The sequence below is a fragment of the Chthonomonas sp. genome, assembly GCA_016788425.1.
Taxonomy (GTDB): Bacteria; Armatimonadota; Fimbriimonadia; order Fimbriimonadales; family Fimbriimonadaceae; genus JAEURQ01.
This window is the reverse complement of the sequence record JAEURQ010000003.1, coordinates 406,595-421,499: the sequence shown is the minus strand read 5'-3', so window position 1 is coordinate 421,499 and position 14,905 is coordinate 406,595. Positions and strand designations below refer to the sequence as shown.

Genomic DNA, 14,905 nt, shown 5'->3' with positions numbered 1-14,905 from the left:
CCCGGAAACGAGGCGGTCTCGCCGTTCAATTTTAGGGTCGCGCGGGTAGTCTTCCAGGCATGTTTTCCGCCGCCCTGCTCGCTCTCACTTTAGTCTCGAATTCGCCGACCGTCGACGTGGCCCGGATGGGGCGCGATCTCGCCAAAATCTCCAGTCCGGCGTTTGGCGGACGCATGACGCTGAGCCCCTACATGCAGAAGACAGCCGACTTTTTGGCCGCCGAACTTCGACGCGCCGGGCTCGAACCGGCTGGACGCAACGGAACCTACTTCCACGACTTTGAGGTGACGATCAACCGGGTCGCCACGCCCCGCAACCTGCTCACCATCGGCGGGCGCGCCCTGCGGCTCGGCGAGGATTTTCTGCCATGCAACGGCTCGACCGACATGCGCCTGGTTCGGGGACGTGTGGTGTATGTCGGGTTCGCGCGCGATGCGGACTTGCAGGACAAATCGCTCGATGCCATGGTCGCCGTGGCTCTGCGCGGGATGCCCGACGACACAAATGACGCGATGAGCAGCAAAGCCGCGCGGCTAGCGGCGAAGGGCGCGGCGGCGGTGCTATTTGTCGGGCCGGAGCAGACGGGCGGAAGCGAACTCGCCCCGCTGGCCAGCGGATTCAGCGTCGCCCGCGGCGGAATTCCCGCCGCGACCGTGCACCGTAAGTGGTTCCGCGACCTCGTCGGCTTGGACTTCGCCGAAGCGCGGCGCACCGGCTCGACACTAGCAACAGCCACACTTCCCGAAGTCCGCTTGGTCACCGAATCCGCGCCCCAAACCGGCCGCGCGATCAACGTCATCGCGAAGCTTCCCGGGCGCGACCCGAGCAACCGCGAACTCTTGGTTGTGGGTGCTCACTACGACCACCTCGGGTTTGGCGAAACCTCCTCGCGCACCGGGCACGACTCGATGCACGCCGGCGCGGATGACAACGGCTCCGGAACCGTGACTGTGCTTGAGATCGCTCGCACCCTCGCCCGCGCCAAACTCAACCAGCGACCGATTTTGTTCCAGTTTTACAGTGGCGAGGAGATCGGCCTGCTTGGCTCGCGCGCTTGGACCCTCGACAACGAATCGGACCTCGGCCAGATTCAGGCGATGGTGAACCTAGACATGGTGGGCCGATTGCGCGCCGAAGGGCTGACCATCTACGGGACCGGAACCGCCGCCGAGATGGACGCCATCCTCGACCGCGCCGCGCCGGGCCAACTCAAGTTAGCGCGGCAAACGACCTCGCCGAGCAATAGCGATCACGCAAGTTTCAGCACGCGTGGCGTGCCCGTGCTCTTTTTCAATACCGGCCTTCACGACGAATATCACACCGAGCGCGACGTGTTCGGCACGATCAATGTGGCCGGCATGGGTCAGGTCGGCGACTACGTGATCCGCACGATTTTGCAGCTCGACCAAGCGCCGAAACTCGGGTTCACGGGTTCGCGACAAGCCGGGGGCGCGAGCGGGGATCCCAGCCGACCGCGCCGAGTTCGCTTCGGCGTGCAGCCCGACATGAACGAGGTGAGTGGCAAGGGCCTGATGGTGAACGGCGTGACCGCCGATAGCCCCGCCGCCAAGGCTGGAATCAAGACCGGCGACCGCTTGCTCTCGATTGGCGGCAAGGCGGTGAACAACGTGCAAGACCTGCAGCAGATTTTGGTCGAAGCCAAGGCCGGGGTTCCCCTCGAAGTGGTGCTTATGCGTGGCGACCAAGAACTAAAGCTCACGGTGACACCGGAAGCGCCGGTGGGCGGGTGACCCTCACCGCCGGCAACGGCGCGTTTTTGCTCGGGGCGGGCGTACTCAGCGGCGCGCTCAACGCCATCGCGGGCGGTGGATCGCTCGTGAGCTTTCCGGCGATGCTCGCGCTCGGGGTTCCCTCGGTCACGGCGAACGCCAGCAACGCCTTTGCGCAATGGCCCGGGTCGGCGTCGGCGGCCTGGGGATTTCGCAACCGCTGGCCGGCCATCACCGAACCCACGCGCGATCTCTGGCCGACCACCCTGATCGGCGGCGTGCTCGGCGCGGTTCTGTTGCTCGCCACTCCGGCGCGCGTGTTCGACTTTTTGGTCCCGGCGCTAGTGTTGTTCGCGACGCTTCTGCTCGCCCGAACGCCAAAGCCGGGCCGCAAGCCATTGAGCCGACCCACGATCCACGGATTGCAGTTTGCGACCAGCCTCTACGGCGGCTACTTCGGCGCGGGCATGGGCATCCTCATGATGGCGCTGTTCCGCACCATCCTCCCCGACCGCAACATCCACGATTGGAACGCGCTCAAGTCGGTGCTGGCCGTATTGATCAACCTCAGCGCGTCGCTGTTTTTCGTGGTTCGCGGACAGATCGCCTGGGCGCCGTGCCTGCTCGTCATGGCGGGTTCCATGCTCGGCGGCCTCGTCGCGGCGCGGGTTTCGCAGCGGGTGGATCCCTCGCGACTCAAGTCCGCCGTCGTCGTTTATGGCCTATTCATGACCATATGGTTGACAATGCGCGCCTTCGGTTCGCTATAATCCCGCCTATGAGTTGGGCAGCCGTCATTGCGGCCGGTGGCAAAGAAGAAGGTTCTTTTGCTACTGCAATGGGCTCGCCTCACAAAGCGCTCGCCCGCTTCAAGGGTCACACCAGTTTGGCGCGGGTACTGAACGTGCTCGCCAAAACCGAGTGCTCCCGCGTGGCCGTGGTCGGCCCGAGCGCCGTGCAGGCGCACTGCCAAGGCGCTCAGTTCGTGCCCGAAGGCAACCATGCGGTTGAAAACGTCGCCCTCGGCATGGCCGCCATCCCGGGATTTGGCCAGTATCTGATGCTTCCGGCTGACTCGCCCGACCTCAACGCCGACGACATCAATCGGTTTATGCGGCGGTTTACCGGTGGCGCGGCGGTGAGTCTCACGACGCTGGACAAGTTTCGCCGCGCTTACCCCGACGTCCCCACCAAGGCCTTGCGGCTTCGCGAGGGACACTTCCTCTCCGGCGCGATCTTCGCGTGCGACGACCGCAGCTTCGTCACCCTCACCAAGAGCGTGGCGGAGTTCCGCGAGAAGCGCAAAAGCCCGCTGGCGATGGTCGGCAAGTTCGGGTGGGGCAACCTCGTCCGCTACATGCTGGGCCGCCTCGACCGAGAGCAAGCGGAGGCGATTATCGCCAACACGCTCGGCGTTTCGCGAGTGTGGATCGACCTGGATGGTCACCCCGGACTCGCCCTCGATTTCGACACCGAGCAGGAATATCGCCTGCTCCAACAATACGTGAACTAACATGCCCCGTACCAGCCAACTTCGTCCCCAAATTCTCGAGACCGCGCTAGCGATTTTGCGCGAGGAGGGGCTGGAAGGCTTGCACGCTCGGAGCATTGCGGCGCGGCTCAACATCAATCACGCGAGCGTTCACTACTACTACAAAAGCCGCGCCGACCTGCTCGCCGCCACCGCCAGCCAGGCTGCGGCCACATGGAGCGAAGCTCTCAGCAAGTCGCAATCCGCCAAAGATGGCGAGTCTTTGCGAAGTCACTTGGGCGATTTTGCCGACCTCATGGAGTCGGGTCACCAGCGAGTGCTCATCGCGCTGCTCGCCGCCGCGCCGAGTAATCCGGGCGTGGCCGAGGCCCTGCAAAAATTTACGACCGACGAGGCGGCCCGCCTGAACGGATTGGTGGACAAGACCCGCTCAGCCGAGGTCCGCGTTCGCAAGGGGCCGCTGCGCCAGGGTTCGTACCTGCTGGGCGCGCTCATCGGCAACGAGTTTTTGAGACTAATCGACGGTCAGAACGAAGTGTTTCAGACTTGGCCCGGCGGGTTCTCCGACGCGCTGATTGACTGAGAATCGTCCACGACCGCGTATCGGAACGGGGCTTGATCCTTGGCCCACGCCATCGTCATCAGCGCCTGCCGTACCTGCTCCGTCTCGCCCGACTCGTTCATCGCGTAGAGGTTATCCAGCGCCACGCCGAGCGCCTCGCGATCCAGGCCGCGATCGGCTTGCGCCATGCGAATCTTGGGGTGCGTGGTCGGAATCAAGGACTCCTGCGCGTAGGTCAATTCTTCCTCGATCTTTTCGCCGGGCCGCACGCCCATGAACGTGATTTCCATGTCCTCGCCGGGGACCATGCCGTGCAGGCGAATGAGGTCCTTGGCGATATCCACGATCTTGATTGGCTCGCCCATGTCGAGAATAAACAGCTCGCCCTTTTCGCCCATCGCGCCAGCTTGCAGAATCAATTGCACCGCCTCGGGGATGGTCATAAAGTAGCGGGTCATGTCGGGGTGCGTCAACCGCACAGGCCCGCCGCGCCGAATCTGCTGCTTAAGCACCGGCACCAAGCTTCCGCGACTGCCGAGCACGTTGCCAAAACGAACGATGCCGAACTCCGTCTCGCTACGCTCGGCGATGGCGCGAATAATGAACTCGCCCACGCGCTTGGTCGCGCCCATGACATTGCTCGGATTCACCGCCTTGTCGGTCGAGATGTATACAAACTTGCGCGCACCGTGACGCGCCGCGATCTCGGCCATGCGATGGGTGCCGCGCACGTTGTTGGAGATCGCTTCGTGGACGTTCGCTTGCATCAGCGGAACGTGCTTGTGAGCCGCCGCGTGGAACACCACCGCCGGCTGATAGCGCCGAAACACCGACTCCACCGCCGCTTCATCGCGCACGTCGGCGATGATCGAGATCGGGTGAACCCCACTTTGAATCAGCTCTTGCTCGATCTCGAAAATACTGTTTTCGCCGCGACCCAGCAGGATGAGGTTGCTCGGCGATAGCTTCGCGATTTGCCGCGCGAGTTCGCTGCCGATGGAGCCGCCCGCGCCGGTCACCAGCACCGTCTCGCCGCCCAGATAGCCGCGCGCAATTTCGGAGTCGGTCTGCGCGGGTTCGCGTCGAAGCAAGTCTTCGATCTGCACGTCGCGGACTTGGTGCCGAATTCGGTTGCCTGTCCGCAATATCTCGGCCACCGGCGGCAAGGTGCGCAGCGGCACCTTCGACTGCTCGCAGAGTTCCATCACGCGGCGGAACAAGGTGCCCTCCGCGCTCGGAATTGCGAGGATTAACTCGTCAATGTTGTAGTCCTTGACGAGCTGCGGGACGTCGTCAAGCTTGCCCAAAACAGGCACGCCGTGAATAATCAAGTCGCGCTTCAGCGGGTCGTCGTCCACAAAGCCAACCGCCATGTGCTCGCTCATGCGCGATCGCCCAATCTCGCGAACAATAAGTTCACCCGCATCGCCGGCGCCCACGACGAGCGTTTTCTTCGGGCGTCGGCCCTGGCCGGCCCGCGCCGCCGAACGGTATTCCAGTTGACGCCGCACAAGGCGAATGCCCACCAGCGAACCGCCTACGAGACAGCCGAACAAAAAGGGGATCAGCACGACGTGGCGGAAGTCGCGGGTTTGGTTGACAAAGCCCTCGGCTGCGGCTAGCAATAGGGTCGAAAGCAGGCCGACCAGCAGAATGTTGGCCGCGTCGTACAGCCCCATGTAGCGCGGCTTAATACGGTAGATGCCACGCCAGGCGAGGATGCCAATCGCGAAGATGGTGACCGGAATGCTGTAACCGCGGCGGAAGTCTTGCCACGCCAAATCCCACAGAAGTTCGTTGCCAATCGCATAGGCGGCGAACAGGCTCAGGTGGAGCAGGAGTAAGTCAAACAGGGAGTCCTGGAGAAGTTTTTGTTTGTAGGTTCCACTCACGAGTTCTCTCCAGACGGCCCTACATCATACCTTTTCGTCCCCATTTGCTTCAAAATAGAACTATGAACGTACAGACGCCGATCGCCACTGACAAGCTGGTTTCCACCGAGTGGTTGGCGGACAACCTCGACGCCCCCAACATTCGCATTATCGAATCGAACGAGGATCCGCTCCTCTATCCGTCGGGCCACATCCCCGGCGCGCTCGAGATCGACTGGGTGCGCGACCTCAACGACCCGCTCGTCCGCGACTACGTGGGCAAGGAAGCCTTCGCCGCGCTCATGTCGCGTTGCGGCATCGGTCCCGAAACTACGGTTGTGTTTTACGGCGACAAGAGCAACTGGTGGGCCTGCTACTCCCTTTGGGTGTTCGAGCTCTTCGGCCACACCAACACCAAGATTCTCGACGGCGGCCGCCTGCTGTGGGAGCAAGAAGGTCGGCCGCTCACCCGCGAAGTCGCCCGCCCGAACCCCACCATGTACGTGGCCAACGACCGCGACGACCGTACTCAGCGCGCATTCCGCGAGGATGTTCTGAGCCACATTCAGCAAGGTTTGCCGCTCGTGGACGTGCGCAGCCCGCAAGAATTCAGCGGCGAGGCTCTCCACATGCCGGGCTATCCGCAAGAAGGCGCGTTGCGCGGCGGCCACATTCCCGGCGCCAAGAGCGTGCCCTGGGCTCGGGCCACCGATCCCACGACCGGCAAGTTTCTGAGCGCCGAGCAGCTGCAAGAACTCTACTGCGACCAGCAAGGACTCGACCCCAACACGCCGACCGTGGCCTACTGCCGCATCGGCGAGCGATCGAGCCACACCTGGTTTGTGCTGCGCCACATCCTCGGCTTCCAAAATGTCCGCAACTACGATGGCAGCTGGACGGAATGGGGCAATTCGGTGGGCGTGCCCATCGAGCGATGAGCACTCCCGCGCGGCTCCGCGAGGCGATTGACGACCTGAACTTCTTCGAGGATCGCTCGGAGCGGATTCAGGCGCTCATTGACCTTGCCAACCAGTGGCAGGGCGTGCCCGAGTCGGTCGCCGCCCGACCCTACGACCGGAATCACCAGGTGCATGGCTGCGAAAGCGAAGTCTATGTGTTCGCCGTCGGCGACGCGAACCAGGTGCAGTTTCATGTCGCCGTCGAGAACCCGCAGGGCATGTCGGCCATGGCGATGGCCGCGCTGCTCACCCAAACCATCAACGGCCTGAGCGCCGCTGACATCGCCGCGATCGACGAGAATATCGTCTACGAAGTCTTCGGACGCGAGCTCTCCATGGGCAAGAGCATGGGCCTCATGGGCATGATCCGCCTGATGAAGGCCCTCGCGGCCAACCTCAAAACGGGATAAACTGGCACTATGCGTCTCCCCTTGCTTTTGGCCCTGACTGTCCTCGCCGGAACCGCGAGCCTGGCCCAACCTGGCCCTCACCAAAAGCCGAAGGAAAGTCGCTTCCAGCGACAAGCACCGTTTCCCTCGCTACCCACCGTCACACTCGACGCGGTCGGCAACGGCTGGGGCGTCGCCCAAACCTGGGCCCGCGCCAAAAATCTGCAAGGCCGCATCCTCTGGGTGGACGGCACCGCCAACTTGGAGCGCGTTTCCAGCGAGCCGAAAATCGTCAATCTCGTCAACCGCATCGCCGAGGTGGGGTTCAACACCATCGTGTTCGACGTCAAGCCGATCGTCGGTTACACGCTGTATCCGAGCAAACTCACCGACAAGCTCACGACCTGGAAGGGCCAGAATCTGCCCAAGGATTTCGACCCGCTCAAGTTCATGGCCCGCGAGTGTAAGCGCCGCGGCGTGACGCTGCTGGTGAGCCTCAACGCGTTTAGCGAAGGCCACCGCATCGCCAAGGAAGCGCTCGCGGGCAATCGCCAAGATTTCGGGCCGAAGGCCGGGCCCGGCTACGATCTGCCCGACCAACAAACTGTGCTGTACGAGCCGGTGCTGGAAGCGCGCGTGCCGTTCAGTTCGGAGACGTATCCAATTGATCCTTCGACCGATCGCATGCCGACCAGCGACCGCGCGATTAGCGTGATCACCCGTGCCGACCGCACCAAAAACCCGCCCGCCCGGGCGGTTGGAGTGGTCATTGACGATCGCGGCGCGGTCATCATGATCCGCACCACCGAGACGTGGGATATCACGGCCGTGCCCGAAAACGGGTCGCTTTTGGTGGGTGTCGGCAAGGCCGGCGAATACCTGATTCGCAACGCTCGCATGGGCTTCGGCATCGGCTACGCCAGCAAGCCGACGTTTGTCAAAATCTCGGATCGCCCCGAGCAGCAAATGCCGCTGATGATGAATCCGCACCACCCGCGGGTACGCGAGCGCGGCCTCGACTTCATCCGCGAGATTCTGACCAACTACAAGGACGTGGACGGCGTGATGTTCGACGATCGCCTGCGCTATGGCGGCCTCAACGCCGACTTCAGCGACATCACCCGCGCCGAATTTGAGAAGCTGGTCGGCGAAAAACTCACCTGGCCGGACGACGTGTTCCAGTTCACCTACACCCCCGGGCTGGGTCGCGGAATCAAGCCCGGCAAGTGGTACGACGCCTGGATGGCGTTCCGCGCCGAGACCATCCGCAACTGGGTCGCCGAAGCCCGCAGCACCATCCGCGCGATCAAGCCGGACGGGCTGTTCGGCGTTTACGCCGGATCGTGGTTTGGCGAATACAACAAGTACGGCGCGCACTACGGCAGCAGCGAGTTCAACGCCGGATTCTCGTTTATGACGGACGGCTACCGCAAGGCCGGGTTTGCCAGCGAACTCGACCTCATGATTTCGGGCTGCTACTATCCGCGGGCCACCATCGCCGAGGCGATGGAGAAAATGTTGCCCGCCGGACGCACAGTCGAAGCCGCGGGTCAGCTGACCAATCGCGCGATTCGCGACGAGGCGTGGAGCTACGCCGGCATTATGCTGATGGACTTCTACAACAATCGCGAGGGTCTCAAGCGCGCGCTACAGGCCGCCGCCGGGTCCACGCAAGGCGTCATGGTGTTCGACCTCAGCCACAAAATTGACGACGTGTGGGACATTTTCCGATCCGCGTTTAAGGAGCGCAAGAAGGCACCCCACGCCCAGCGCGGATTGATCGCCGAGGTACGCAAGCGCCGCGCCGAGCTCGACAAGCTCGGCGTGAAAGAACCGCCGGTGATTATTCGCGAAGGCGCGCCCGGCGCGGGACATTAAATTTCATACCGGCGAACTCTGCTTACGATCCAATTCGTCACCGATAACGTAAGTACAGCAAGACCAAGATGAGCTCGACGCCCGCCACCCTCGGCAAGTATCAGATCATCCGGGAAATCGCGCGCTCCAACGACATTGTTTACGAGGCGTACGATCCCCTGATGAATCGTCGCGTCGCGCTCAAGGAGCTGGCGATTCCGCACGGAAGCTCCACGACCCAACGCGACGAGCGCATCCGCCGATTTCAGCGCGAAGTAAAGGCCGCCGGGTCCCTGGCCCACCCCAACCTCATGACCGTCTACGAGGTCGGCATGGAGGGCGATCGCCACTACATGGCGATGGAATTTTTGGACGGCCACACCCTGCGCAACGAGATTGACACGCGCGGCTTTATGGACATCGCCCGCGCGGTGAAAACCGCCACCGAGATTTTGGAGGGGTTGGAATTCGCCCACCGCCATGGCGTCATTCACCGCGATATTAAGCCCGACAACATCCAGCTGACCGAATCCGGACGGGTCAAGATCACCGACTTTGGCATCGCGCGCCTGACCTTTGAGCCGAACCTGACCATGGACGGGCAAGTCTTTGGCACGCCCAGCTACATGAGCCCCGAGCAGGTGACGGGCAAGGAGATTGACTGCCGCAGCGACGTGTTTAGCGTCGGCATTTTGCTGTACGAGATGATCACCGGGCAAAAGCCGTTTCCCGGCGACAGCATCGTCGCGATTACGCACGCCATTGTCCACGCGCACCCCGCCCGGCCCGCGCAAATGTCCGACCCCATGTGGGCCGTTGTGCAGCGCTCGCTCCAAAAGCAGCCGAGCATGCGCTTTGCCGATGCCGGCGAAATGATCGCCGCGCTCGCCAACGCCAACCGCCCGACGCCCGTCGCGCCGCCGGCCATGCCCATCCCGACGCCGGCTCCGTCCCCGCCATCGTACGCCTACAATCCCATGCCGCCGCAAGGCGCGCCGGTGGGCCCGGTGTTCGGCACCCCATACGGCCAGAATCCGAACCAGCCGGCCCCAACCTACGGACAAAACTACAACCCCGGCGCCCCCAATCCGCTTCCGGTTTACTATCCGCCGCCTCCGCGGCAACCGCTCTTTGCGCCCGAAACGCGGCTCTTCTTCCGTCGGCTCGCGGTGATCTCGCTGTTGGTGGGTTCACTGTTTGCGCTGGTGTTTGTCGGCATCCGCGAAATCAGCAACGTGATTGAGCGCGACCGCGTCCGCAAAAAGGAAATGTCCATCCGCGACATGGTCGGCTCGGGCAATCCCGGCACCACGCTGGATGACAAGGTGCGCATCGGCGAGGAAAAGCTCAAGCAACTCACCGACAAGGCGCTGATAAGCGACGCCATGGGTGATCTCGCTGCGCTTTACGAACAGCGCGGCAAAGTGTGGCAACAACAAGGTCGCTTGGAACTGGCCGAGGCCGATTTTTCGCGCGCGATTTCGTACGACAAAGACAACGCGTTGCTCTACACCAACCTGGGTAGTTTGTATTCCGAGGCCGCGCGGCGCACCACCGACGGGCACCAGGCGTCGCTGCTCTACGACCAATCGGCCGCGCAGTGGAAGCAGGCCATGCAGCTATCGGGCGGCAACAGTGGGTACCGCGACGCGGTGGCGGGGGCCTATTTTAACGCCTCCGAGCGTGCCCGCCTTATGGGCAGCCTTAGCGAGCAGCAAGACTACTTGAATCGAGCGCGCGAATATGCCACGCCGAACTCCGAAGTCGAGCAGCGGATTCACGCGGCTCTCGGGGGAAACTGATATACTTGCCTGCGGTTCGGAGAGATGGCAGAGCGGTTTAATGCGGCGGTCTTGAAAACCGTTGTGGGCAACCACCGGGGGTTCGAATCCCTCTCTCTCCGCCAGTCCATTTTGTTTTAGCGACGGGGCTGTTATTTTGTTTAGTGTCGCCGCGCTCGGGGTCACGCGCAGTTGCGACGGGACGGGAGCCCTGCGAGCGAGTCCGGTACAGCCCTGACTTCGCAAACGATCTCACTCCTCCATAGCGCCAGTCTCAGCCGCGTCGGGGCGGGAGGACGACGCGAGCCCCGCGAGCGAGTCCGGGGGAGTGGCCGTGGGCCGACGCGGCGGAAGGTGGGTTCAGAACGCGTTGCGCGGGGTTGAGTCGCAGGCGACTTACCGGCGACGACGAATCAACATCGCAAGTCCAGCGAGCAAGCCCACCATCACCCCCGGCTCGGGCACAGGCGCAGCCCCGATGAGGGTGTACTTCGCACCAATATTCTGCCAAGCTTCGGGATAGTCGTCAACGTTCCGGAGAAATCCCATGTTGTTGGCATAGCCAGTTTGCTCCCCACCGGTGGTGTACAGATGCAAGCCCGTCTCCCCACCTCCATTACCATACGTTTCGCCAATACCGAGTGTGTTAGTGTACGTCGCATTACAGAAATGAAGAGTCGCGCCTGGAAGAATTTTGAACCATCCTGAACCGATAAATCCATTCATAAGGTCATAGTCAGGTGTCATAAAGTATGAAGTTCCAACGCCCCGAATCTGCACCGCATTATCGTTGCCCGCTACATATGCGCCTACTCCACGCGCAACACTTCCAGAATACGTTGCAACGTCGGGCATGCCATCACCGTTTATATCCACTGTATTTCCATGTAAATCATAAACTACTCCAGATCCAAAGTTGCTCAAGTTCTGAGAGAGTTGGCTTATTCCGGTGTAGACTGGCGAAACTTTACGGAAGGAGTGCTCATCTAGCGGTACCGCCGATAAGTAGGCGCCATTATCACCGTTAGCTCGATCGTAAACCACGTAGTTCCGGAACCCTTTCAAAAACAGCGACCCAAAGCCATTTGCAACATACTGCATTGACAACCCCACGGTGAACGAGGACATCGATGGAACAGAGAGTGGAACATTCGATGGGATCTCCGCCCCTAACTCCGCATCAGGATCGTAACCGCTACCACGAGCCAATTGCACCAGCTGCGAGTCTTGATATGTGAGGAAGTACCTAAACTGCCTTTGGCCCAATGTTATCTCTGGTAACAATGCGAGCGACAAAGTTCCAATGATGATCAGCCTTGACAGCTTCATTGCCGGGCTCCATAGATTGGCTGAGCAGGGTTGGCGGGGTACTTGTCGAGTGCCTGAAAATCATAACTATCAACGCTAAGGTCTCGATTTAGATCGACGCCAAGGTGGTAGTAGTTGATCGCCAATTTCCCAAAAGGGGTGACAAGCTTAACGCTTGCAGTATCCCTAGCCTTCCATTGATCAAGGTCCGTAGCTGAAGCATTCATCCATCCGTCCGGATGACCAGATGTGGATGAGTTCTTGATCTCATTGTTTTCATCCATATCTCCGTAGGCCAGTTCCAGCGGTTGCCACGCATTGATATTTAGCCAAGGTAAGTACGTACGCGACTCACCCGGAGGCGGACTATTCGTCCCACCAGGTCCGCGTCCGGAAAAACCGACTTTCCGCCACAACGACTGCTCGGTTCGGACGAATACATACGCCCACGAGGTTGGGAGTTTCACCGCAAAGCGACCACCCTTGTCGAGCAGAGTGCGGTAGGAATACCGCGTCGGCGGGTTTAGACCAGTTCCAAGCGGACCACCCATGTCCGGGTGCCATACATAGAAGTAGTGCGAACTCTTGTCGCCCGGATCCGACTGGGACGGCAATGGATCGTCAAGGCCCTCGCCCGTGCGCCAGACAACGTTCCCACGCATCACGCGGTCGCCTGAGAAGCTACTCGCTGGCTCAGTACCAGTAAAGAACGTGTTTAGCTCTTGCTTCATCTGCCAAAGCCCACTCCCCTCGTTGAGAGAATTCGTCTTCAGCGCAGTTTCCAAGTTCCTCATGAGACACAAATCGTAGGCGAAATCCGCCTGAGCACACAGTATAAGCCACATTTGGTGAAAATCGATGACTAACTTTCCGCCGCGTCGAAGCGGGAGGGCGACGCGAGCCCAGGGAGCGGCTCAGCTCCGGCAAACCACTTAAATTCTCATTAGCGCCAGTCTCAGCCGCGTCGGAGCGGGAGGATGACGCGAGCCCCGCGAGCGAGTCCGGCTTGGGCACTTTCGCCATCCACTTTGCTCCTATCAGGGCTGGCCGCAGCCGCGTCGGGGCGGGAGGACGACGCGAGCCCCGCGAGCGAGTCTGGGGGAGTGGCCGTGGGCCGACGCGGCGGAAGGTGGGTTCAGAACGCTTTGCGCGGGGTTGGGTCGGAGCGGAGCTAGCGGCGACGGCGAATCAACATCCCGAGTCCAGCGAGCAAGCCCACCATCCCCCCCGGCTCTGGCACAGGCGCAGCCCCGATAAGGGTGTACTTCGCGCCAAAATTGTGCCATTCTTCGAGGTCTACGCCAGATGTGCGTCGATAACCAAGATTGTTTCCATAACCTGTTTGAGATGCGTTAGTCGTGTGAAGGAGCAATCCAGTCTCACCTGGTTGCGAACCGTAGCTTTCATTAACTTGCAACGAATTGTTATAACTAATGTCGCAAATATCGATTCTTTCGCCAGGCTGAATTTTGAACCAACCGTTTCCGGAAATACCACTAGGCAAAACATAATAAGGCCGTATCGCGTAGGAAGCTCCAACGGGTCTCACTTGTCGAGGATCGTCGTTTCCCGATATGTACGCTCCGACCCCGTTGCCGGAGGTAGAGCGGTATGTAGCTACGTCAGGTACTCCGTCGGAGTTGCCATCAACGGTATTTCTGTTCAAATCATAGACAATGGCTTGGCGATAGTTGCTAAGGTTTTGGAATAACTGCCCAGCTCCCGTAAACACCGGTGATATCTTGCGGAATGAAAACTGGTCCAGAGGTGGGGCAGTGGTATAGCTAACATTTGTCAAGCTCGCTTGATCATATGCAATAAAGTTGTAGAGGGTCTGGGCATACGCGGGCCCAAATCCGTTGTCAATATGCTGGACGCCAAGCCTTACCTTGAATTGTGACATTGACGGGACCCTAAGACCAGAGTTAGCCGGAATCTCGCTGCCAATCACAGCATGTGGGTCGGCCCCAGCTGACCTTGCCAGATCTACGAGTTGTTGATCGCCGTAAGATAAGTAAAAGCGAAAATCACGGGTGGTGGCAGCAGACTGCACCACAAACGTCAACGCCACTAACTGAACAATCACTTTCATGGAGTGGCTCCTGCGATGTTTCCATTGGGATATTTTGCAAGAATCTGATAATCATCATCTTCAATCCTTCGATTACGGTTAAGATCAACGCCGAGATGATAGTAATTGATGCTCTGTTCTTGGGAACCAGTAATAAGTCTAACGACTGCGTCAATTCTGGCATCGTATTGATTCAAGTCGGTTGCGGCCGAATTCATCCAGCCTCCAACGTGATCTTCAGGATAGAAGTTCTCAATGACATTATCTTCATCCATGTCGCCGTAGGCCAGTTTTAGAGTCTGCCATGCATTGATATCCTGCCAAGGAAGGAAGACTCGCGACTCATCAGTGAGCCCACCAGGGCCGCGTACCACAAAGCCGACCTTGCGCCACAGCGATTGCTCTGTGCGGACGAACACATAGGCCCAAGTCGTCGGCAGCTTCACGGCAAACCGGCCCTCCTTATCCAGCAGCGTCCGGTAGGAGAACTTCGTAGGAGGTGGATTGGGCGGATCCTCTGGATCAGCCGCGACGTACCCACCCATGTCCGGGTGCCAAACGTAAAGATAATGCGCACTCAAATCCTTCGGGTGCGAATCCGTCGGGATCGCGTGCTGAAGCCCGTCCCCCGCCCACAACTCCACATGGCCGCGCATGACACGGTCGCTCGAGAAGCTACTCGCTGGCTCAGTTCCAGTAAAGAACGTGTTTAGCTCTTGCTTCATCTGCCAAAGCCCACTCCCCTCGTTGAGAGAATTCGTCTTCAGCGCAATTTCCAAGTTCCTCATGAGACACAAATCGTAGGCGAAATCCACCTGAACACACAGTATAAGCCACATCTGGCGAAAATCGATGACCAAGTTTCAGCCGCGTCGGCCCACGGCC

13 protein-coding genes and 1 tRNA gene are annotated in these 14,905 nt (G+C 60.5%); 9 read left to right on the top strand and 5 right to left on the bottom strand.

Annotation, left to right across the window (positions count from 1 at the left end; all coding sequences use genetic code 11):
* Nucleotides 1–59: 59 nt before the first annotated feature.
* Genes JNJ45_09305 through JNJ45_09290 form a run of 4 tightly spaced genes read left to right on the top strand, consistent with a single transcriptional unit; the run spans nt 60 to nt 3,805 of the window.
* Nucleotides 60–1,751, top strand: coding sequence for a M20/M25/M40 family metallo-hydrolase (locus JNJ45_09305; protein MBL8048865.1), 1,692 nt, complete (start codon nt 60–62; stop codon nt 1,749–1,751).
* A complete protein-coding gene (locus JNJ45_09300) occupies nt 1,748–2,500 on the top strand; it encodes a sulfite exporter TauE/SafE family protein (protein ID MBL8048864.1) in 753 nt (250 codons plus the stop codon). Before JNJ45_09305 ends, JNJ45_09300 begins: the two co-directional genes overlap by 4 nt.
* An 8-nt stretch (nt 2,501–2,508) precedes the next feature.
* A complete protein-coding gene (locus JNJ45_09295) occupies nt 2,509–3,243 on the top strand; it encodes a nucleotidyltransferase family protein (GenBank protein MBL8048863.1) in 735 nt (244 codons plus the stop codon).
* Nucleotide 3,244: 1 nt separating this feature from the next.
* On the top strand, nt 3,245–3,805 hold the full coding sequence (locus JNJ45_09290) for a TetR/AcrR family transcriptional regulator (protein ID MBL8048862.1): 561 nt from the start codon (nt 3,245–3,247) through the stop codon (nt 3,803–3,805).
* On the opposite strand, the gene JNJ45_09285 is transcribed toward JNJ45_09290, so the two are convergent.
* Nucleotides 3,763–5,676 carry a polysaccharide biosynthesis protein gene (locus JNJ45_09285; GenBank protein MBL8048861.1) on the bottom strand — a complete coding sequence of 638 codons (1,914 nt, stop codon included), beginning with the start codon at nt 5,674–5,676 and terminating at the stop codon, nt 3,763–3,765. The genes JNJ45_09290 and JNJ45_09285 overlap by 43 nt on opposite strands.
* Before the next feature lie 62 nt (nt 5,677–5,738).
* Here JNJ45_09285 and JNJ45_09280 point away from each other — a divergent pair, with 62 nt between their 5' ends.
* The 5 genes from JNJ45_09280 (at nt 5,739) to JNJ45_09260 (ending at nt 10,766) form a co-directional block, all read left to right on the top strand.
* Nucleotides 5,739–6,593 (top strand): sulfurtransferase, encoded by an 855-nt coding sequence (locus JNJ45_09280; protein MBL8048860.1) that lies wholly within the window; start codon nt 5,739–5,741, stop codon nt 6,591–6,593.
* Nucleotides 6,590–7,024 (top strand): SufE family protein, encoded by a 435-nt coding sequence (locus JNJ45_09275; GenBank protein ID MBL8048859.1) that lies wholly within the window; start codon nt 6,590–6,592, stop codon nt 7,022–7,024. The genes JNJ45_09280 and JNJ45_09275 overlap by 4 nt, the downstream gene beginning before the upstream one ends.
* Nucleotides 7,025–7,033: 9 nt before the next feature.
* Nucleotides 7,034–8,881: a family 10 glycosylhydrolase gene (locus JNJ45_09270; GenBank protein MBL8048858.1), complete on the top strand. Its 1,848-nt coding sequence runs from the start codon at nt 7,034–7,036 to the stop codon at nt 8,879–8,881.
* A gap of 68 nt (nt 8,882–8,949) precedes the next feature.
* A complete protein-coding gene (locus JNJ45_09265; protein ID MBL8048857.1) occupies nt 8,950–10,662 on the top strand; it encodes a protein kinase in 1,713 nt (570 codons plus the stop codon).
* 18 nt (nt 10,663–10,680) lie between these two features.
* Nucleotides 10,681–10,766: transfer RNA gene (locus JNJ45_09260), tRNA-Ser, on the top strand.
* 271 nt (nt 10,767–11,037) lie between these two features.
* Here the strand turns inward: JNJ45_09260 and JNJ45_09255 are convergent.
* The 4 genes from JNJ45_09255 to JNJ45_09240 form a co-directional block, all read right to left on the bottom strand.
* On the bottom strand, nt 11,038–11,970 hold the full coding sequence (locus JNJ45_09255; GenBank protein ID MBL8048856.1) for a PEP-CTERM sorting domain-containing protein: 933 nt from the start codon (nt 11,968–11,970) through the stop codon (nt 11,038–11,040).
* Nucleotides 11,967–12,743: a hypothetical protein gene (locus tag JNJ45_09250; protein ID MBL8048855.1), complete on the bottom strand. Its 777-nt coding sequence runs from the start codon at nt 12,741–12,743 to the stop codon at nt 11,967–11,969. The genes JNJ45_09255 and JNJ45_09250 overlap by 4 nt, the downstream gene beginning before the upstream one ends.
* A gap of 377 nt (nt 12,744–13,120) precedes the next feature.
* Nucleotides 13,121–14,041 carry a PEP-CTERM sorting domain-containing protein gene (locus tag JNJ45_09245; protein MBL8048854.1) on the bottom strand — a complete coding sequence of 307 codons (921 nt, stop codon included), beginning with the start codon at nt 14,039–14,041 and terminating at the stop codon, nt 13,121–13,123.
* On the bottom strand, nt 14,038–14,835 hold the full coding sequence (locus tag JNJ45_09240; GenBank protein ID MBL8048853.1) for a hypothetical protein: 798 nt from the start codon (nt 14,833–14,835) through the stop codon (nt 14,038–14,040). Before JNJ45_09240 ends, JNJ45_09245 begins: the two co-directional genes overlap by 4 nt.
* Between the last annotated feature and the right edge of the window lie 70 nt (nt 14,836–14,905).